The organism is Capsulimonas corticalis, from assembly GCF_003574315.2.
GTDB lineage: Bacteria > Armatimonadota > Armatimonadia > Armatimonadales > Capsulimonadaceae > Capsulimonas > Capsulimonas corticalis.
Genome location: NZ_AP025739.1, coordinates 6,603,213 through 6,623,930, shown reverse-complemented (window position 1 = coordinate 6,623,930; position 20,718 = coordinate 6,603,213). Strand labels below are relative to the sequence as shown.

At 58.9% G+C, this 20,718-nt stretch carries 14 protein-coding genes; 5 read left to right on the top strand and 9 right to left on the bottom strand.

Annotated elements, in window-relative coordinates; all coding sequences use genetic code 11:
* The first annotated feature begins 120 nt into the window (after positions 1-120).
* A complete protein-coding gene (locus D5261_RS28760) occupies positions 121-3,147 on the top strand; it encodes a glycosyl hydrolase family 95 catalytic domain-containing protein (protein WP_119323031.1) in 3,027 nt (1,008 codons plus the stop codon).
* Positions 3,148-3,340: 193 nt separating this feature from the next.
* Positions 3,341-4,126, top strand: a complete 786-nt coding sequence (locus D5261_RS28755) for a type II secretion system protein (protein WP_119323032.1) — start codon at positions 3,341-3,343, stop codon at positions 4,124-4,126.
* A gap of 40 nt (positions 4,127-4,166) precedes the next feature.
* Here the strand turns inward: D5261_RS28755 and D5261_RS28750 are convergent, their stop codons facing one another.
* The 3 genes from D5261_RS28750 to D5261_RS28740 form a co-directional block, all read right to left on the bottom strand.
* Positions 4,167-4,430, bottom strand: coding sequence for a hypothetical protein (locus tag D5261_RS28750; RefSeq protein WP_119323033.1), 264 nt, complete (start codon positions 4,428-4,430; stop codon positions 4,167-4,169).
* Between the two features lie 65 nt (positions 4,431-4,495).
* Complete coding sequence (locus tag D5261_RS28745; RefSeq protein ID WP_119323034.1) at positions 4,496-6,994, bottom strand: hypothetical protein; 2,499 nt, start codon at positions 6,992-6,994, stop codon at positions 4,496-4,498.
* Between the two features lie 161 nt (positions 6,995-7,155).
* Positions 7,156-7,713: a YcxB family protein gene (locus D5261_RS28740; protein WP_119323035.1), complete on the bottom strand. Its 558-nt coding sequence runs from the start codon at positions 7,711-7,713 to the stop codon at positions 7,156-7,158.
* Between the two features lie 198 nt (positions 7,714-7,911).
* Here D5261_RS28740 and D5261_RS28735 point away from each other — a divergent pair, with 198 nt between their 5' ends.
* Positions 7,912-8,190: a hypothetical protein gene (locus tag D5261_RS28735; RefSeq protein ID WP_119323036.1), complete on the top strand. Its 279-nt coding sequence runs from the start codon at positions 7,912-7,914 to the stop codon at positions 8,188-8,190.
* Positions 8,191-8,281: 91 nt separating this feature from the next.
* On the opposite strand, the gene D5261_RS28730 is transcribed toward D5261_RS28735, so the two are convergent.
* The 6 genes from D5261_RS28730 to D5261_RS28705 form a co-directional block, all read right to left on the bottom strand.
* On the bottom strand, positions 8,282-9,151 hold the full coding sequence (locus D5261_RS28730) for an alpha/beta fold hydrolase (protein ID WP_119323037.1): 870 nt from the start codon (positions 9,149-9,151) through the stop codon (positions 8,282-8,284).
* A 427-nt stretch (positions 9,152-9,578) separates the two neighbouring features.
* Positions 9,579-10,697: a sensor domain-containing diguanylate cyclase gene (locus D5261_RS28725; protein ID WP_301002310.1), complete on the bottom strand. Its 1,119-nt coding sequence runs from the start codon at positions 10,695-10,697 to the stop codon at positions 9,579-9,581.
* Between the two features lie 131 nt (positions 10,698-10,828).
* Positions 10,829-11,920, bottom strand: coding sequence for an aldo/keto reductase (locus tag D5261_RS28720; protein WP_119323039.1), 1,092 nt, complete (start codon positions 11,918-11,920; stop codon positions 10,829-10,831).
* A 77-nt stretch (positions 11,921-11,997) separates the two neighbouring features.
* Positions 11,998-13,218 (bottom strand): TlpA disulfide reductase family protein, encoded by a 1,221-nt coding sequence (locus D5261_RS28715; RefSeq protein WP_165864409.1) that lies wholly within the window; start codon positions 13,216-13,218, stop codon positions 11,998-12,000.
* A complete protein-coding gene (locus D5261_RS28710; protein ID WP_119323041.1) occupies positions 13,196-14,023 on the bottom strand; it encodes a DUF1559 family PulG-like putative transporter in 828 nt (275 codons plus the stop codon). Before D5261_RS28710 ends, D5261_RS28715 begins: the two co-directional genes overlap by 23 nt.
* A 213-nt stretch (positions 14,024-14,236) precedes the next feature.
* Complete coding sequence (locus D5261_RS28705) at positions 14,237-17,731, bottom strand: hypothetical protein (RefSeq protein WP_125206144.1); 3,495 nt, start codon at positions 17,729-17,731, stop codon at positions 14,237-14,239.
* 193 nt (positions 17,732-17,924) lie between these two features.
* Between D5261_RS28705 and D5261_RS28700 the strand changes: the two genes are divergently transcribed.
* Both D5261_RS28700 and fxsT read left to right on the top strand, forming a co-directional pair.
* Positions 17,925-18,326: a Het-E N-terminal domain-containing protein gene (locus tag D5261_RS28700; RefSeq protein WP_119323043.1), complete on the top strand. Its 402-nt coding sequence runs from the start codon at positions 17,925-17,927 to the stop codon at positions 18,324-18,326.
* Between the two features lie 31 nt (positions 18,327-18,357).
* Positions 18,358-20,688: an FxSxx-COOH system tetratricopeptide repeat protein gene (fxsT, locus tag D5261_RS28695; RefSeq protein ID WP_119323044.1), complete on the top strand. Its 2,331-nt coding sequence runs from the start codon at positions 18,358-18,360 to the stop codon at positions 20,686-20,688.
* The last annotated feature ends 30 nt before the right edge of the window (positions 20,689-20,718 follow it).

The following is a 20,718-nucleotide window of genomic DNA, read 5'->3' as shown; positions in this document are numbered from 1 at the left end:
CAATCCTACAAACCCTTCCCGTCGGCGGGAGGGGTCGGCCAAAGGCCGGGGGTGGGTTTGCAAGGGCTGCGCGAAGCGTGGGGTGGTAGAACCATATTAAGCAAAAGGTGTATTTTTTCCATGCAGCGACGCGATTTTCTCAAAGCCGGTCTTGGCGCGGCCATCGCCGGTCCGCTTCTTCTCCAGCCCTGGCAAGCCCATGGGGACCCGCCGGCCGGCGGCGCGGCGGCCGATGAGGGCATGCCGCTCGGGCCGCAGCAGCCCTTGGTGCGCAGTAAGTTAGATCCGGCGCTGGATCTGACGGACGCCGTGACGCTGGAGACGTGGGTGAAGGCCGCGCCGATGGAGCAGGGGGGCGGCCGGATTCTGGATAAGCTGATCGCCGGGACGTCGGAGGGATTTACGCTCGATACATATCCCGGCAATTCCCTGCGCATGATCACGAGGAAGGGGAGCTGTTCGTTTGACGCCAGGCTCGCCGCCGACCGATGGACGCATGTCGCGGGCGTTTACAGTGCGTCGGGCAAGATGTTCGCGCTTTATCTCGACGGCCAGCAGGTCGCCGCCGTCATGGATGGCGACTTTCCAGCCATGACCACTCCCCGGACGCCGCTGACAATCGGCGCCGATCCCGATGGCGCGAATCTGTTTCACGGCCGAATTCTGCGCGCCGCCGTGTACTCGCGCGCGCTGACTTCGGAGGAAATCGCCCAGCGCTTTGCAAACCCAAACACGCGTCTGACAGGAGCTGTCGGCGAGTGGACGTTTCCGGCTAATCCGGGGAAGACGATCGCCCCGATCCATGGAGCATTGATATTGATGAACACGAATTGGACGCCCGATGTCGTGGGCGCCGTCGCCGGACCGGAGAACGCGCTGGCGCTGTGGTATCGCAAGCCCGCCCGCGAATGGCTGGAAGCTCTGCCGATCGGCAACGGGCGCATCGCCGCGATGGTCTTCGGGGGAGTGGGGACGGAGACGCTCCAGCTGAACGAGGGAACGCTCTGGGGCGGAGGGCCGCACAATTACGATAATCCCGAGGGGCTCGCCGCGTTGCCGCAGATACGGCAGTTGGTCTTTGAGGACAAGTTCCATGAGGCCGAAGAGCTGGTCAATGCGAAGTTCATGGGCAAGCCCGCCGGCCAAATGCCGTATCAGACCGTCGGCAATCTCAAGCTGACCTTCGCCGATCAAGAAAATGCTTCGGAGTATCGCCGCGATCTGGATGTGAGTTCGGCGCGGACGCATGTTCAGTATCGCGCTGGCGGCGTCCAATACCAGCGCGAGGCGTTCGCCAGCGCGCCCGACAATGTGATCGTTATGCGTCTGACGGCCAGCAAGCCCGGCAAGATCGGCTTCAGCGTCGCCTTCGACAGCCCGCAAAAGACGACAAGCTCCAGTCCCGACGCCCACACCATTGCGATCGACGGAACGAGCGGCGATCACGGCGGCGTCGCCGGCGCGGTGAAGTTCCAGGCGCTTGCCCGCGTTCTGGCCGAAGGCGGGCGCGTGCATTCTGAGGCGGGAACGCTGACGGTCGAAGGTGCGAATGCCGTGACGCTGCTGATCTCCATCGCGACCAGCTATAAGAACTATCAGGACGTGAGCGGCGACGCCGCCGCGCTGGCGCTGGGGTATCTGGACGCCGCCGCGAAAAAGCCGTACGAACGGATCCGTTCGGCGCATGTCGACGATTATCAGAGGATGTTCCGGCGTGTCGAGATCGATCTGGGGACATCGCCCGCCGCGAAGCTGCCGACCGACGAGCGTGTGGTTGCTTTTCAGAACGGTCAGGACCCCAGCCTTACGGCGCTGCACTTCCAATTCGGGCGATATCTTTTGATCTCTTGCTCGCGCCCCGGCAATCAGCCCGCAACGCTGCAAGGACTCTGGAACCATGAGATGAATCCGCCGTGGGATTCCAAGTACACCATCAATATCAATACGGAGATGAACTACTGGCCCGCCGCGCCCGCGAACTTGATCGAATGTTACGAGCCGTTGTTCGATATGATCGGCGAAATCTCCGTGACGGGGCGCCACACGGCGAAGACACAGTACAACGCCAATGGGTGGGTGACGCATCATAACACCGACGCCTGGCGCGGGACGGCGCCCGTGGATCAAGTCTATTCGGGGATGTGGCCCAGCGGCGGCATGTGGCTCTGTAAGAGCTTCTGGGATCACTATGAGTTTACGGGCGATGAGGCCGCGCTGCGGCGCCATTACCCGATCATGAAGGGCGCCGCCGAGTTCTTCTTGGACACGCTTGTGGAGCACCCTGTCCAGCAATATCTGGTCACCAACCCATCGGTCTCGCCGGAGATCCCGCACGCCGGGGGCTACATCTGCGCCGGGCCGACGATGGACAATCAATTGCTGCGCGACCTGTTCGACGCCTGCGTCGCCGCCGCCGAGCTGTTTGGGGAGGACGCCGATTTCGCCGCCCGCGTCAAGGCGACGCGGGCGCGGCTCGCGCCGGACCGGGTCGGCAAGGCCGGGCAGCTGCGCGAATGGCTCGACGATTGGGATATGGAATCGCCGGACATGCATAACCGTCACGTCTCGCACTTGTACGGCCTGTTTCCGAGCCATCAGATCACGCGCCGGGGAACGCCCGAACTCTTCGCGGCGGCGAGCAAGTCGCTGGAGATCCGCGGGGACGACGCCACCGGCTGGAGCATGGGCTGGAAGATCAACCTCTGGGCGCGCCTGGAAGACGGCGACCACGCGCACAAGCTTCTCGCCATGCTGCTGACGCCGCAGCGCACCGCGCCCAATCTCTTCGACCTGCATCCGCCGTTCCAGATCGACGGCAACTTTGGCGCTGTCTCCGGCATTTGCGAGATGCTCCTGCAAAGCCATTCTCAGGAGATCCACCTGCTGCCCGCGCTTCCCAGCGCCTGGCCCACCGGCCGCATCCACGGCCTGCGCGCCCGCCCCGGCGCCGAAATCGATCTGTCTTGGAACAATGGCAAGCTCGCATCGGCGACTATTCGAAGCCAGCACGCCGGCGCATTGCGTATCCGCAGCGCGGCGCCTCTCTCGGTCACGGAGCACGGCAGGCCCGTTGCGTCTTCCCAGGATGGAGATGTAATCATCTTCACGGCGGCGAAGGGCGGAACTTACGCCGTGCGTCCTGCGTGAGAGGAGTCGTGGATCCTTCTGTTCCAAAGCGCCGCCTGCTTGCTGAGCGGAAGGATCCATCAACCATTCCATCAGATTCATACTTGTATGGCGATTGGAGACAATGATATACTGAGGAGCGTCAAGAGAGAACTTGCTCGCTTTTCGGAAACATCACTTATACTCCATTCACAAGAGATCTGAGGAACGCACCATGACAAGCACCCGCAGCCAGGGATTTACACTGATTGAATTACTCGTAGTCATTGCGATAATTGCGATTCTTGCCGCAATTCTCTTCCCTGTTTTCGCCAAGGCGCGCGAGAAAGCGCGGCAGACGTCCTGCGCCAGCAACTTGAAGCAGATCGGCCTGGCGATGACGCAGTACGTTCAGGATAACGACGAGACCTTTCCGTTTGGAGGAACGACCATGATCGAAGGGCATCAGGTCAATATGTTCTACGGCCTGTATCCATATACCAAAAGCGTCGCCGTGTTTGCGTGTCCAAGCAATTCCATCAACCAAAAGGCGATTGGTTATGGCAATACCGGGCAGATTCCCGCGGATCTGCCGCAGATGCCGGCGTCCTATTCGACTCCCTACCAACTCTTCGATGGCCGATTTGGGGCGCCTCATACGATTGCCTGGCTTCAGGAGCCATCCGCCAAGCTGATGGTGACTGAAGCAAATCAATACGCGGGTTTCAATGAAACCAATTTGGCGTGGGACGATTGGAACGGCAATCAATTTCAGCAGCAGGGATTTGCGGGGCATACCGGCACGATGAACGTTTTGTTCTGTGACAGTCACGTGAAGAACGTGCGCCCGGAGAACACCGCCGGCGCAAACGGCCAGCCAAGCATGTGGGGGAAATTTGGCGACACGCCCAACGACTCAACCTGCCCGTCCGGCGTTGCCAGCAGCGATGAATTCAACTGCGACGGCTACTCCGCCGGCGCGACACACGCGCTGGGACTGCTGAGCGCCGCATTCAAATAGGTCGGAATTTTCGTCGATTGCACACACATTCAAACAGCATTCACTTTACGGGAAACCTCGTGTTGTGGATGCTGTTTTGCTTTGGCGAGTTCTGTTTGCCTATCCCGTCCGATTCGGCGTCGGGGAAGGCGCGGATAGGGAGGATCAGATATCCGAGCGGTGGCCGCAGGAAGATGAGATGGTCTTCGCTTTGTGTGGTTTCGCTAAAATACTGCTTCTCGCGAAACGGCTGAGGCGTCCGCTTGACTAAAAAAGCCTGGAACTGAAGGTAATCCTTCAGTTCCAGGGTGTCGATCTGTTCCATGCCTTAAGTTTGGCGTGGGGCGTGTTATTCCTTCAATCAAATAACGCTGCTCGCGGCGTGTCGCCTTACTTCTTGAGGTGCATGTACATCAAGTCGTCCGGGCAGAACGTCCACGGGTTGCCCGTGGAGGCGGTAGTCAAATGCCATCGGCCGGCGTAGAACGAGACCAGCTCCGACAGGTCGTTGTCGTAGTTCCAGTAGCGCATCAGGCAGTTATGGTCGCCGCTGGAGTAACATTCCGCCATTTCGGTTTCCGCCGCTGCGGCCTCGGCGGGCGTCGGATCCCCCTTCGGTCCCGTGTTTGGGTGTGAATTGAGGAACAGGACATAGGAGTCGACAGCGTGATGGCGGGCGCCGGTGGCGTGTCCCAGTTCATGCGCGACGCTAAAGACCATCAGCTGGTTGACCAGCTCCGGGTTACGCGCCGTGATTGTGTCCCCGATGGAGGCGAAGTCGATCCCCATCGCGATACACGCCGCTTTGATGCGTGGCGTCGGGGCGTTTGCGGGCTGTCGGGGCGGAAACCTCCCCGTCCAGTTGAAAACTTCCTCCGTGTTCTTCGGACGTGAGATATTGATGGCGTCGGTCGTTACGGGGCACTGCGGCGCGACTTCGTCGATACCCGGCATCGGCTTCGTATACGCCGTTTTATTGTCGTCGTAATCGTCGATCCACACGGCGGCCTGATCGTAATCGCTGTAGGGCGTTTTGTTGAAGTTCATCCAGCGCGGATGCATCGCCTGCGCCATCGGCTTCATGCGCTTGGGATCGTGCAGATAATAGACATCCAGGCCGGAGGCGTTTTTGAACAGTTCGGCGCCCTGCCGATAGATATCGTGGTCCGGTCCGTTCAGATAGACGAACAGCTTGCGCTTCTTCTGATCCAGACGTTGGAAAACTTCCTTATGATTGGGATCGTCGATCAAAAAGCCGCGATACTCCTCATAGAGCGTGAGGCCGTCGCCGTTGGACCGCCAGTTCGCGGGCTTGTCCTCCTCGTCCCAATTCGCGGCCAGTCTTCGATCGTAGATCCCATTGTCCTTTTCGTACTGGTCGGCGATATTATTATTGTCGTCGTCCAGCGGGATCGCCAGATACGTATCCGTGTTTCGCACGCTTTTAGAATCCAGGCCCAGCAGCTCGCATTTGGCGTCGATCTTGCCATAGGCGCCCGTGTCGCGGGCGCAGACGTTCACGGTCGCATCGAGCGCGGTGGCGCTGGTCGTTTTGACATGCTGTTCGTCGACCCACGTGATCCCCGCCGGCTGCGTGTGTGGGAAGAATAATCCCTTTTTGGTTCTCGCGTCTGTCGGATAGTTCATGCAGATGCCCAGCTGCTCGCTGACCTCGTGCAGGTAAATGTCGATCAAGCCGCCGATCTGCGTGTTGGGGCGCGTCAGGCCGTTGGCGCTGGGGGCGACGGGCGCCTTGGAGTCGTCATGCATCACCACATGGAACGCCAGCGGCGCAGGGGAAGGGAAGAAATCCGTCGTCGGAGCGTCGGTGTTCAGCGCCGATGCGTGGGCGTCGTCGGTGTCCGGCAGCGGCTCCCAGGCTTCGTAAAGCCGTTTGTTGACGGGTTCGATCAGGATCTCCATAGGTTTGGGACGCAGCGTGATGGAGATCGAGCTTTGGCCGCCGTAATTCAAGCCGCCGAGTGAGAAGTTTGAGAACCCCTCGCTGCCCGTGACCGTGGCTGTCCCGCCGGATCGGATGGCGGCGACGAGCGCCTGATAAGACAACGTCATCATCGGCATGGGAGTGGATGTCCCGGGACCAAGCTTGGCGTTCTCCGAAACAAACGGGAGGGAAAGCGAAGTGCCGACGCCGCTGTCTTTGACGGTATTGGTACTTTGCCGGTCATGCATGGTCGTGGTTCCCACGCCCGCGCCGCCAACCCCGCCCGACGGGTAGAGCCGATCGCCCTTGCCCGTAGTCACCAGCTGCATGCTGAAGGCCGCTTGCGTATAAGTTCCCGTCGACTCCGAGTAACTTCCATGAACCCCGGTCGTATGCTTGTGGTAGGAACCGCCGCCGGCTCTGGCGATGGCCGCGCCGCTGTCGGCCGCAAGCGGCTCAAACCGAAACGACGAGACCTGAGCGTCCGGGTTCATCATTGTCGCCCAGTAATCGCCCGTCCCGTTTAATCGCGGATACAGCATCGCCCTGGCGGTATACGTCGCCTGAAAGTCCTCGCTGCTGTCATGGCCACGCCCGCTGTAATTGACGCTGACGCGGACCGTGCAGGGGATTCCTTCCTGCTCGCCCGCCTTCGCGGCCGCCTGACTGCCAGGCGTCGTGCGTGTGGACGGCCGGAACTGCGATCCGTTTTTGACCGGCCCGTTCACGTTCTCGATCAGCTTCTGGGACCAGGCTTGAAGCTTGGCGATATCCGCTCCCGTCGGCTGGCCGCCGCGCTGGACCTTACGCATAATCGCGGCGATATCCGGCGGCGTCCCCGGCGGAACCCCCGAATCGGCGTGTACGCCCGGCGCGCAAAGCGCGGCGAGGGAGACGGCGGCGGCGATGCCCCGCCAGAGGGTTCGCGGTCGACTGCTGTTCATAAACTCTCCGTAGATGGTAGTAAAGTAGAATTGCCGGCGCGCCAAGCGCGTCGGACTGTGGAAATGCGGGAGAGCATGGAAACCGATATCCACGAGTTTGGCGACAGAACATAGAAATAAGTTCCATGAAAATTGCGAATACTTACCTCGGATAGTTTTCTTCATCTCAGCCGCTGCGGCGGCGGCGGCCACGCGCCGCTTGTCGAAACGGGAGCGTCGAGGGGCAGTGTTCCCGCTTGATAGGCTCTGGCGGTCTCCAGAAATTGGCGCGCGTGTTCGGGATCGCGAAACGACGCTTTGGGGATCATGAACCCAAACGCCGGTCCCAGCAGAAATAGCAGATGCTGCGGACTTTCCGTGATCGAAATGATCTTTGACCAGCGGACGCGCGTGTCCGTCACCGGACCTTCCACATGGATGCCGGCAGTGTCGATGGACGTCGTGAAGAGGCCGATGGATCCCACCCGCACTTTGACGGCGGCGATAACCGCCCGGCGTATGCCTATCTGCATGAGGACCAGCCATGCCGCCAGACCGGCCGCGACAAGGGCCAGATAGAGCGGCATGGGAACGCCGTATTGATAGAGCTCGAAGGCAATCACGAGGGGAAAGAGGAGAACCCTCAGGATCCGCTGCGCCAGGAACCGGCGATCACTGGTGATGATGAAATGGTTGAACTGAAGGTAGTCCTTCTGATCCAGTTGATACGATTGCTCCATGGAGGATCCTATTCTCAGGCGATGCTGGCTAAAGTTTAGTATATCACACCTGAGAATCCGCGCACAAAAAAACGTGAAATCGAATTTTATCTAACTAACGCTTGTCTCGTTTGATACATTTTTAACTTGGTAATACTCATGTGTGGACGGGCAGCCGTCTTCCACGCCAGTCATTTTCAGCGACGAAAGGACATCACTATGGCAGACAACGCAAATCGCGGTTTTGGGACATCGGACGACGAGCAGCAGACGGGAACCGCGAACACGAGCGGCCGCACGGCGCAGAACAGCGGCGATGCGAACGACCTCACATCCGACGACACGCAGAATTTGGGACGCAAAGGCGGCGAGACCCGGCGCGCGGGCCAGCAGAATCAGGGCGGAATCTCCGACACTAATCCGGGGGCGGGGAGTAACAGCGGGGCGTCCGGCAATCAGAATCAGGATACCGACTCTCAGAACCAGCAGAATTCTTAAAGACGACCGACGCGAAACGAGAACAATTTGAATAACGGCGCAGCATGGCGGACGCTTTGACTCTCAAAGCGTCCGCTGCTTCGTTTGGCGATTAGCCCTGGATGAAGGCGAGGAGCTCGGCGTTGACGCGGTCCGCTTCGACAGTGCATAAGCCGTGCGAGGAGCCTTCGTAAAGTTTCAAGGTCGCGTCCTTGACGATCTTCGCGGTGAGCGCGCCGGCGTCGGCGTACGGGACGATCTGGTCGTCGGCGCCGTGCAGAACCAGGGTCGGGATATCGATCTTCTTGAGGTCTTCCGTGAAGTTCGTCTCCGAGAACGCCTTGATGCAGTCGAACTCGGGCTTCATTCCGCCCATCATGCCCTGGAGCCAGAAGGCCTCGCGGACGCCTTCCGATACCTTCGCTCCGGGCCGATTATATCCATAAAAGGGAATGCTGAGATCTTTGTAAAACTGGGAGCGATCGGCGGTGACCGCAGCCCGGATTCCATCAAAAGCGTCGATCGGCGTTCCGCCGGGGTTGTCGTCGCTTTTCACCATGATCGGCGCCACCGCGCCGATGAGGACGGCTTTGGAGAGGCGCGAAGTTCCGTGACGGCCGATATAGCGGGCGACTTCGCCGCCGCCGGTGGAGTGGCCGATCAGCACGGCGCCCTTCAGATCCAGCGTGTTAAACAGCTCCGCGAGGTCGTCGGCGTAGGTATCCATCTCGTTACCGTCCCACGTCTGCGTCGAGCGGCCATGCCCGCGCCGGTCGTGAGCGATCACGCGGTATCCATGCTGGCCCAGAAACAGCATCTGGGCGTCCCAGGCGTCCGCATTCAGCGGCCAGCCGTGCGAGAAGACAACCGGCGTTCCCGAACCCCAATCCTTATAATAGATCTGCGTTCCGTCCTTCGTCGTGATGTAGCTGCCCATGTGATGTTTTCCTTTAACGTGTGAAGTCTCCGCCTTTGCGGACATTGTCTCAGCGGCGAGCGCCGCAGCCGGCAACCCCAGCGCGTTCTTCCCAGTCCGCGAAGGGTTGCCTCTATTATCGACTCCGCGCGTTACCACAGCGTTGGGGATTTTCAAGCAAAATCGTTCCGCGCGCCAAACTATGCTTTGGGAATCCCAAAGCCAAACCGAATCGCCTCAGGACAGCGGCGCAACGAGACAAAGCAGCGGCAATCCGCCCAGCCTGAGCTTCGATGTCAGCGATCATAACGCCGCAAAAGAGAAATTCCAGACGGTGTCTGGAATATTGCCTGATACACTGTCCATACAGCGTATTTCCAGCGATCGGAATGGTCCTTTATCAGCGGAAGAAAGACGCGAGGGTAAAGCGGACGCCGGTGATGGAGGTGGAGAGCGGCGGCGCGGAGGGGACAGGCGCGTAGCCGGAGGGGGGCTACTTGGTTCCGCCGGCGAAGACGACGGCGTTTCGGCCTTGGGCTTTGGCGGTGTAGAGGGCGCTGTCCGCTCGCTGGATGAGGGTTTTGATGTCGCCGATCGGGGCGCGCAGAGTGGCGACGCCGAAGCTTGCGGTGACGTCTCGGTGAGGGAATGCCGCGCTGGCGATGCGCTGGCGGAAGCGTTCGGCCAGGGCGATGGCTCCGTCTTCGTCGGTCTGGGGCGCGACCACCACGAACTCTTCGCCGCCATAACGAGCCACGCAGTCGATGTCGCGCGCGCCGGCTTGCAGCAGCGCGCCGACCTGCTTAAGGACTTCGTCGCCGGCGGGATGGCCGTAGGTGTCGTTGTACTGTTTGAAGCAATCGATGTCGAGGAAGACCAGCGAGAGGGGTGCGCCGTGGCGCTGCGCCCCCCGCCATTCGTGCTCCAGCGCTTCCTGAAAGGCGCGATGATTTTTGAGTCCGGTGAGGCCGTCAGTTGTCGCCAGGTTTTCCAGGCGCGTGTTGGCGCGCGCCAGCTCATCGTTTTGCGCCTCCAGCTCCGCCTGAATGTCCTGCAATTCGGCGTTCTGAAGCATGATCTCCCGGCGGATCTCTTCGAGCTCCTCCTGGTTGCGTTTGTTCTCGGTGATATCGATCCCAATTCCAGTGAGCCGCCAGTTGGTGGGGGACAGATGCTGAATATTCACCGTCTCCGAAATCCAGCGGATCTCGCCGGTTTTCAGACGCACGCGAAATTCCTGTGAGTAACCCGGAAGGCCACCGTAGAGCGCTCGGTGGCAATTGGCGTCGCACAGCTCGTTGTCTTCGGGAAGGCGCGCGCGTGTGATCGCGGAGCCGAAGTCGTTCGCATCGCCTTCGCCGATATTGAGCCAGGTGAGCGCGCTCTCGGCATAGTCCGGACGGAAGTCCCAGATTCCGGCGTGTCCCGGGGTGTATTCCGACACATCGGCGCTCCAGACCAGCCACCAGGCGCTGCGCGTGAGCATCAGCAGGTCGGCTTGCGCTTCCATTAGCTTGCGAGCCAGCTCTTGATTCTGCTCGCTGAGCGATTGATTGTGTTCGGTCAGCGCTTGGTGTTGGATTGCCCCTGATTGAGCGGGATGTTTTACCACGTTGTTGCTCTCATAATCCCAGCGTCCTTTGGCAGGCGCCTTGATATTATATCGGTGGATTATGCGCTCCTCTGGAGAGGAAGAGCTCTGCTTTGGCGCCGCCGCGCCCAAGAACGCGGCGGCCAGACTTATTATCCCAGCCAATCGGGATTGTGGGCAGTGCCGTCGAACCGAGTCGAGATCTTGAAAAGCTCCGTGGAGCCGTCGGCGGCCGCTATTTTCGTGCGATCCAGAAGAGAGGCGACTTGAGTCTTGGTGAGTGGTTTGAAGGTGCGCGCCGCTTCCAGAGCCTGGTCCAAAATCTCCATTCGTTCGACGCCGGTGACCACGACGGCGACTGGGAGCGTCATGGAGTAATGGAGCATTTCAATCGGCGCGGCGAGCTTGTCGGCGAGGACACGGTCGAGAATAAAGTGGTCGCCGAATGTCTTCATGGCGATCACGGCGATCTCTTTTTGGTTGGCGATGGGGATCACTTGATGGGTGAAGCTTCGGAAATGCGCGTCCATAACGTTGACCGGCATCTGGACCGTGTCGAAGTGGAAGCCGTGGCTGTCGGCCACTTCCAGCATCCGGCGATGCACCAGTGGGTCTTTATGTCCGGTGAATCCGATATGGCGCACTTTTCCCGCCGCCTTGGCCGTCAAGACGGCCTCCAGCGCGCCGCCCTTCGCGAAGATGCGATCCGGATCCTCCATGCGGAGGATCTCGTGAAACTGCAGCAGATCGATTCGATCCGTTTGCAGGCGCTTCAGCGATTCGTCGATCTGGCTGGCGGCGGACGCGCTGGTGCGCCCGTCGATCTTGGTCATAAGAAACGCTTTGTCGCGATACCCGCCTTCGGCGAGCGCCTTGCCCATGCGCGTTTCGCTGCCGCCGTTATGGTAGTCCCAGCAGTTATCTAAAAAGTTGACGCCCTTATCGAGCGCGGTGTGGATCAGCTTGATCCCATCGGCGTCGCTGTCCGGCGAGCCGATATGGAATCCTCCCAGACCGATCAGGGAGACCTCCTCACCGGTGCTTCCCAGCTTTCGGTAAGGCATGTCTCCCTTGAAGGTCGTTTGAGGCGTCGGGCCGAGCTCGCGTCCCGCTTCGGGGGCGACATCGATCCGAGGATCGCGTTGATCCGCTCCCTTCGCTTCGGCGCTCCCGGCGATGGAAATCGCCGCCGCTCCGGCGGCGAACGCCGCGCCCGTTCTGAGAAAATCACGTCGTGTGGTCATACTCTGTCTCCTGCCTCGCAGTGGTGTGGGAGTATTACCCATATTTCGTGAGTTCCGATTTTGACGCGCGTGCCGCGCTACCGAGCGTTCGCCGTTTTCGGCGCTTGCGCCGCCGCGATGGCGGCCTCCAGTTCATCGGTCTTGCCGCTAAAGCCGGGGACGGCCTTGACGACATTCCCCGCCGGGTCGATCACGTAAGTGGTCGGCGTCGCGGAGACATGATAGAGCGATGACGCGATCTCCTGCCCCTGGGGCCGAGGATCGACGGCGAACTGGATATCCGGGTAGCTGTGCTTCTTGATCCAGGCGTCGAAGCCCTTCTGGCTGTCCCAAATCGCGACGGCGAGCGTCACGGTGTTTTTGTCGCGGTTGGCGAGCGAGATCGCCTCGGCGCGGGGCAGCGACTGGTTGCAGGGCCAGCACCAGGTCGCCCAGAACTCCAGAACGACGGTTTTGCCCTTGAAGTCTGAGAGCTTTACGGGATTACCGTGCGTATCGTGAATCGTGAAGTCCGGAGCGGGCGTTCCTGCGGCGAGCAGCGCGCCGCGCGCCGAGCTGTCCAGCGCAGTGGCGTCGGCGGGCGGCGTATAGGCGAAAGTCGCCGCCGGAGCTGGCGCGTTCAACTGGATGTTGCGCAGGCTCCACTCTTTCGTCACGGTTCCCTTGGGCGTTGTGGCGCTGAACACCAGGCGATGCACGAGGGAATCCCCTCCGAGGTAGGCGCGGGCGGTGGTGGGAGCGCCGTCGGATTTGACGTCGTATTGGACGACGTGGTATGTCGCGCCTTCCCATGTCTCATCAGCGGCGGCCGTCACGGGACCGGATTGGCCCGGCAGCGTGGCGGCGTCCTTGTCGGTTGCAAAGAATCCAGACAGAGCGGGCAGCTGTTTGAGCGCCGCACGGAAGGCGGTCGGCCCCGCTGGCTCATTGTGCGTCTGCGTGCTGTTTGGGTGCAGGAAGACGTACCAGTAAGTTTTGCCGTCCGAAACGGCGGCGGTGTCATTTCCGGACGCCGCCCACGGCTCGGAAGCGCTCACGCGCCGGTAGCGGTGGATGTCGATGCGCAGCTGGCCGGGTTTCGCGAGCGTCGCCGTTCCGCGCTGGGCAAGGTCCTTGAATCGCTCGGGATAGGAGTCGATCTCCTCGAAATCCACCTTTAGCGACGAGGCCGATTCCAGCGCGGCGGCCGATTGGCGGACCAGATCGTCCGCGGAAATCGTTTGAGCTTTGGCCGGCGTCCATAGGGCGCCGGCGGTCAAAGCGATCGCGATCAAATTAGCCTTGTGTGGGGTCTTCAATGAACCATCCTCCTGCGTTGGGATAAGACGACTGCTTCCACACAATGTTTGATGTCGCGGTCACCGGTACGACGGGGTACCAGGTCGAACCCGTCGGCGTAAAGCTTGCGCCAGGACCGTGGAACCACTTCACGTGGCCGTCGCCGAAGAGATAATTGGAGCCGCCAGAGTGTCGAAGGCGAGCACGCAAGTAGATCGCTTGCGTAGAACCGAAAACAGCGGCGGTCTGGCCAGGAATGACCGAAGACGTATTCACATCGTCGCCATAGGTGAAAATCCGTGAGCCGCCCGCGGCTTCGCCAATAAGGACCACTTGAGCGGGAGCTCGCAGCGTCGCGAGGGTCAGCGGCGGATTGGTGGCTGCGGTCTGGCCGGTGCCGGTGATCCACGCCGGCATGATATTGGCGTTCGCGGCGTAGCTATGCGCCGGGGTCGCATTCGCCGCCACTGCGGTCGCCGCATAGTCGGGGCAGGTAAACACACTAGCGACACTGCTCCCGGTCGCTGCGGCTGCGTGTGGATAACCCGCCTTGACGTATGCGTCAATAATGAACATCCATGTCGAGGGGCTTGCCGGCTGTAACGGATCGTTGTAGTTCGACGGGGGCAGGGTCTCTTCGTAGTCCTGGGTATATTGCAGAATGGCGATGCCGATCTGCTTCTGGTTGGATACGCAGGTGATTTGCCGAGCCTTTTCACGGGCCTGGGCGAAGACGGGGAACAAGATCGCGGCGAGAATCGCGATGATTGCGATCACGACGAGCAGTTCAATTAAAGTAAAGCCAAACGAACGGCGGTTTTTCACGGCAGGTCTCCTAGGGATGAGCGGCTCGCGAAACCATGCCCTCAAAGCATGCCGCGCGGCCGTCTGCACTCACCTCTAGTTGACTAGTCGGTTCAAGCTTGTTTTGCAATAATGTTACTGTCAATATTGATGTTCACGGAGTATACCCGGGCGACTAAGCGTTGTCAACGGCTATTTTCATAGTGTGAGGGACATTGCGTTCTTTTGGATAGGTCACCCCGGAACCTCTACGCTCGCCTCATACGCCTTGCCGCCGTCGGCGTAGGCCGGCACAGTAAACGCCTTGCTGAGAGGGGTGTTGGGCTTTGCGTCTGGCAAGCCGATCTGGTGCGGGCCGGCTTCCAAACCTTCCAGACGTACGTCGCCGGCGGAATCGACGGGAAATGCATTCGGCCAGAGGAGGTCCGTGAGTGGTCCTGCGGGGCGGGCGACGTGAATGGACTTGCCGGCGAGCGGTTTGCCATGCTTGTCGGTTACGTGGAGGATTGCTGGGGCGCCGGGAGGAGCGATATTGAAGACAAGGTCGGAAAGGGGAGTGTCTCCAACTGTTAGGGTTTGTGTTTCCGAGAGCCAGATGTTGTCGCGGGCGGCCTGGATGATGTACGTTCCGGGAGTGAGGCCTTTCAGGTCAAATGAGCCGTCCGCCTGAGTGGTGATGTCGAAGCTCATGAGAGAATTCAATTGGCCGCGCCCTTGGGCGACGGCCAAAACTCGGAACGCGGAGGGCAGGGCGTCCACGGACTGGCCGCCGACTGTGACGCGGCCGTGGACGGCAATGGGGGCGCGCAGCGTGAGGCGCTTGTTTTCGCCAGGAGTGAATGGGGTGATTGTCGCGCCGCTGGTTCCCGGAAGCCATGTGATGATGACCGGCTCCGTGGGGCTTCCGGACATCTCTTTGGGAGGTAGAGGGGTGTAGTACAGATCGGAGCGTCTGACCAGCTTTCCTTCGGCGTCGACTTGCGCGTGGTATATAGGAGGATTGGAGCCGGGGACAAATATGGCGACCTGAGCGCCCCATGCCGGTGTGACGCCGTCTGCGAGAAAGATCGAATCGGAGAGATGGAACGAGGGATCGTATTGAGGCTCCGCTTTGGGGGCAGGCTGATTGGTTGGCGGCGCGGGGGTGAGTGTTGCGTGAACCACTTTGCCCGGCGTGACATCGATCGGCCAGTCGCCTCCTGTGGCGGGATTTGTCATGGAATCCCGCGTTTGTCGCTGTACGCGCAGTGTTGTCTTGCCGGCCGGAAACGGTCCCGCGAGAAATTCGCCGGTTGTGCGATCATACTTCACAAGCTCGGGCGAATAGTAGAGGTTATGTGCGGACACCCAGTAGTTTTTTGGATCGTCCGCTCCGGTGATTTTGCCCCGGATATAACCCTGGCGCACGGCCTGGAATGTTTCCTGTGTTTCTTCTCCCGAGGCGATTGTTACGGTGTGCGGTGAAAAGATCTGGACGTCCGTGAGCGCGGCGTCCTGGGGAAAAGGATCGGTTTCTTGCCCGAATTTTGGCGCGTCCTGGGGACGACCCCAACTGAGCTGAACGCTGTATTGACCGGAGGGTAGACCGGAGAATACGGTTTCGCCGCTGTCGTCGATGGAGGCGAAGAAGGCGCCGCCCTGGGAGAGGCTCTTCAAAACGACGGCGCCCGGCGAGGGTTTGCCCTGTGCATCGAGCGAGCGAATGCGCAGGCGTCCCCCCACGCGCGCCGCCGTCCGGAATGTGACCGAGTGGGCGGAGATTGCGGGCGAGATAGCGAGGTAACCGTCTCCGGCGTAGATCGGTTCGACAGACAAGGAAACGCCATCGGCTTCGATGTCTCGGTAGCGCGGGGAGATGCGCCACAGACCGGAATCGTTCGTCATGAGCTTTATGTCGCCATTCGGCTCGGGGTTGATGCTGGAAAACCAATTGAGCCCGTCATTGACTGGACCGGAGAGCACCGACATCGTTGTGCGCGCGAGGGGCTGGCCGCTTGCATCTAGAATACGAATTAACGGCGCGTCCGGTCGCGCGTGGACGTTTAGCGTAAAACGATGCATTTCGTCGCTCCCGACGGCGGCGCCGGATTCCGAGCCGGTCACAAGGGTGGGCGTGGCTCCATTCGTCGCCTGGGCGCTGCCGAAGGACGCTCCTATATTCCACAGGCCGGGCGTGAGATGCTCAAAGGTCGCCTCGCCATCAGCGTTTGTTGCTGCCGCCGGCTGCAAGAGCGCGTTCAGCGTCGTCGAATCGCCGCCGCCAAATCCACGACCGGGCACAAAGCCGTCCGAACCCGGGCTCCAGTGCGGAGCGAGGCTGACCTGGGCGCCTGGCAATGGTTTCCCCTGTTGCAGGACGCGTACAATCAGACCCGACTTTCCGTCCGGCACGATCAGGTCCCCATGGAACTTGCTGGGGGGGACGCCGGTCGCCGCCATATTCGTATCGGATTCGGCGCGTGCGAAGGCGAGGGGATGGCCGCTTTGCGCGGCGAACAGCACGACGCTAATTCCGTTGGCGTCATTGGGAAGATCGGTGATGAGGTATGCGCCCTCGGCGTCGGTCTTTGCGGTTCGAGTCTGCTGAATTGCGCCATGAAAGCCGTAATAGGTGCAAAGCGCATAGACATCAACACCGGCGGCGGGATGGCCGGCGGTGTCGCGCACATGTCCTCTGACGGATGGCGTCGCTGGCGTGCTGGCTTTGGTCGGGGGCGGCTCTGTATAACTTGTATAATGCGTCGGCGCCTGGATTTTGAACTCCGTGACTTCCTCGCCGGGCTTCAAATTCACGCTGATGGAGTTGCTGGGACTGGCGTCGGCGAGTGATAGCTGGAAGTTGTCGCCGGCCAGCAGATCCGTTAGCGTAAACCGTCCCTGCGCGTCGATGGCGGCTTTCGGGTGATACCAGGTGGATCCTCCGAAGCCGAACGCGGCGATAGTAATGAAGGCTCCCGGAGTTCTGAGCGCGGGATCGACGACGCCGGAAATGCTGGCGAGTCGCGCGAGCGGCGGCGTTTCCAGCGTCGTCTCGTTGTTCGCGACCGTGTTGAAATATCCCGTCGAGCCAAATCCCGCGCCGGGCGCTACGATCTGCAAATAGGTCAGTCCCGCATATCGACGCATCCGCAGGCGGCCGTCGTTGTCAGTCACGCCATAATGCACGAGCACGCCGGAGTACCCAAACCACTGGTTCGCCGCCGCCACCTCCACGGCATGGTTCGCCAGCGCCTTGCCATTGGGGCCGCGCAGCCGCAGCGTCACGGTTCCCATCTCCGGCGCGACGACCGAGAAGGACGCCGCACCACCCTCCGCCGTCCACTTCGTCACACAGGATTGGGCGTCGTGCTCCAGAATCTCACGCATGGCGTTCGCGGCGTCATGCTGCGGCGCGATGGCGGGAGCGGTGCGCCAGGATCCCATATCGTCGGGAATGGCCTCGCATTCCGGCCCGGCGGCGCCCGTTCGCGCGAAAAGATAGCTCGACTCCGGAGCGTTCCAGGTAAACCGCCCTTGATCGTCGGTGACGACCGTCGAATCCGCGCTCAGATCCATCATTCCATCCCGATTAGGCAGGCACAGCGTCGCCCGCGCCAGCGGCTTCCCATCCGCCGTCGTCGCAACACCATGGACCAACCGCGTCGGCCTTGGCGCTTGTGCGCCGGCCGGCGTTAGAGGAATAGCGAATGCGAAGATTGCCGCCGCCCCATAAATCGAATGTTCTGTCATGGATGCCTCCGAAGCGCCGCCCATTCAAAATTATTACTTGAGATACTGGGGAGCGCTATTGGCTTCGAGAGATGGCTGGGAGAAACGTTTCGGGTTTCCGTGTATTTTCATGACGCATCATCAGATGGATATGAAGGAAAATCTTTGGCGTCCAAGGAACTAGAGATAAAAATTGCGAAAGGAATATTCTCTAATGATGGACCCAGGTACGCTCATTGTCACAGCTCTTGCGTTCGCTGGCCCCGAGCTTGCGAAAGGAGCGCTCAGCGAGGCGGCAAAAAACGCCTACGCCAGCCTCAAAGAACTCCTGCACAAGCATTTCGCCGGCGACGAAGAGGCGGAAAGCGCGCTGAAGCATCACGAAAAGAAACCCCAAGCTTATGAGGCAATCCTGAAGGATGCTATTCTACAAGCAGGTCTAGATAAGAACGAAGAAGTTCTGAAGCAAGCCAAGGCGCTACTCGCGGCCGCCGATCCCTCCGGCACGGCGCAAGGCAAATACAACGTTGCCATCTCCGGCGGGCAAGGTAATCAAGTGGGCGACGGCAATACGCAGACGAACACCTTCGGAGCTTCACCAACTTCTCAATCGTAGAGCTAATGAGAGCGGTAAAGGCATCTACCCGATGAGCGATTCTCCCGATTACGGTCCTACGCATATTTCCGGCGGCCAAGGTATTCAAAGTGGAACCGGCAATACACAGAATAACTACTTCACGCTCAATCTGAATCAAGCCCAAGCCGCTGGCGTTGACCTTGCGCCCTTGATCGCGCGTCTTGCCTCTCCCGCCCTCTCGGAACCCGGGCGTCTATGGAACGTCCCATATCCTCCCAATCCGTTCTTCACGGGGCGTGAGGAGATTCTCGCGAACCTTGAAAGGACTCTCGCTTCAACGCAGAAAGTAGCCCTAACCCAGGCGTACGTCGCGAAGAACCAGGCCATTTCGGGGCTCGGCGGCGTCGGTAAAACTCAAACCGCAATCGAATACGCCTACCGACATCGAGAGCAGTATCACGCCATCCTCTGGGCGCAGGCTGATACCGAAACCGCTCTCAATTCTTCCTTCCGTGGGATCGCCGTTCTTCTTGATTTGCCTGAGAAAGACGCCGAAGAGATTAGCCATGTCCGTGAAGCTGTCAAACGCTGGCTCACCGAAAAGCCAGACTACCTGCTCATCCTCGACAATGCCGACACCCCCGATTTATTGGCGGCGTATCTGCCCCTGCATCTGGCGGGGCACCTGTTGCTCACATCACGCGCTCGTCACTTCGGCACAATCAACCTGCCCCATCCCACGATTTTATTGGTGCTTAGTGAGAAAGAAGCAGTAGCATTTCTGCTCCAGAGGACCGACCGATTAGATGCAGATGAAGCGGAACAGAAGGCGGCATTAGAACTTGCCCAAGAGATGGGCTGTCTGCCGCTGGCGCTGGAACAGGCGGGTGCCTATCTCTGTGAAAAGCAATCCACCTTCCAATCATATCTCGCAAGCTATCGCAAACGCCGAATACGGCTGTTTCAAGATACGAAAGCAGAAACGGGAGCCTACGAGAAGACAGTCGCCACCACATGGTCTCTCAATTTCGAGGCTGTTGAGCAAGAATCTGAAGCGGCGACGGAACTGCTCCGCGTCAGCGCTTTTTTTAATCCCAATGGCATTCCAGAAGAACTCGTGCTGCTCGGAGCGTCGGAAATAGGACAAGCAGTAGAAGCGGCGCTCACGGATTATGACGAAGATCCACTGCTAATGGATGAGTTGCTCGATCACCTTGCGCGCTACTCTCTGATTCAGCGCGATACGAAGGAGCGTACCTACGATGTTCATCGTTTGGTTCAAGCTGTCATTCAGCATGGCATGGATGAACAAACGAGGTGTATATATGCTAAGAAATCTGTACTTGCTGTAGCTGCTGCTTTCCCAAAACCTGATTATTCGGTATGGGGAATATGCGAAAGATTATTACCTCATGCTATAATATGCTCTGATCATATACTCATATATCAGTTTTCTTTTTTATCAGCAGCGCAGTTTCTAAACTCCACTGCTTATTATCTCCATGATCGTGCTAAATATTCCATTGTGGAGCAACTTTATTTATGTGCTATTAATATTTACAAGAATAGTAAATATGTTGATCAATTCGGTGTAGCTGCAAGTGTTAATAATCTAGCAGCTTTTTACGAGGATGAAGGGTTTTACGAGAAAGCCGAACCACTTTATGAGGAAGTTCTATGTATTTATAAAAAAATATATTGGCGCAATAACCCAAGTGTCGCGATTGCTATGAATAATTTGGGTGGATTGTTTGCTAAGCAGGGTAAGTATGAAAGAGCTGAACCTCTTTATTTGCAAGCATTGGATGTTTACAAGCAACAGCCACTACGTAACATTTCAAAAATTGCCACATGCATGACGAATTTGGCGTTCTCGTATATCAAATTACATAAATATATTGAAGCCGAAATGATGGCTTTAGAAGCCTTGTCTATTCAAGAAAAAAGTATAGAGCTGAATTATCCAGAAATCGCTCACAGTGTCAATACTTTAGCAACTGTATACTTTAGTCAAGGAGATTATAGTAAAGCCGAAGTAATGTATCTGAAGGCTTTTAATATTCGAAAAGAAAGAATCGGTATTAATCACCCTGAAACTGCTAATAGCGCAAACTGTCTGTCTGTGCTCTATTACTATCAGGCGCGTTATGAAGATGCAGAACTACTTTGTGAACAAGGGCTTTTGATTAGAAGACGTGTTTTTGCTAACGACCATCCTGACATCGCTAGTAGTCTTATTACCCTTGCAAATATATACGAGGGTCAGGGCCGATATGAAGATGCGAACCAGCACTATATTCACGGTCTTAGTATTTATGAGAAGACTCTGGGCGCGAAGCATCCAATCACAATGGATACAAACACAAATTATCAACGTTTTCGGCAAATAAGGCAGATGTAATTTATTCGTGGAGCTATTCGCAATTCCTCT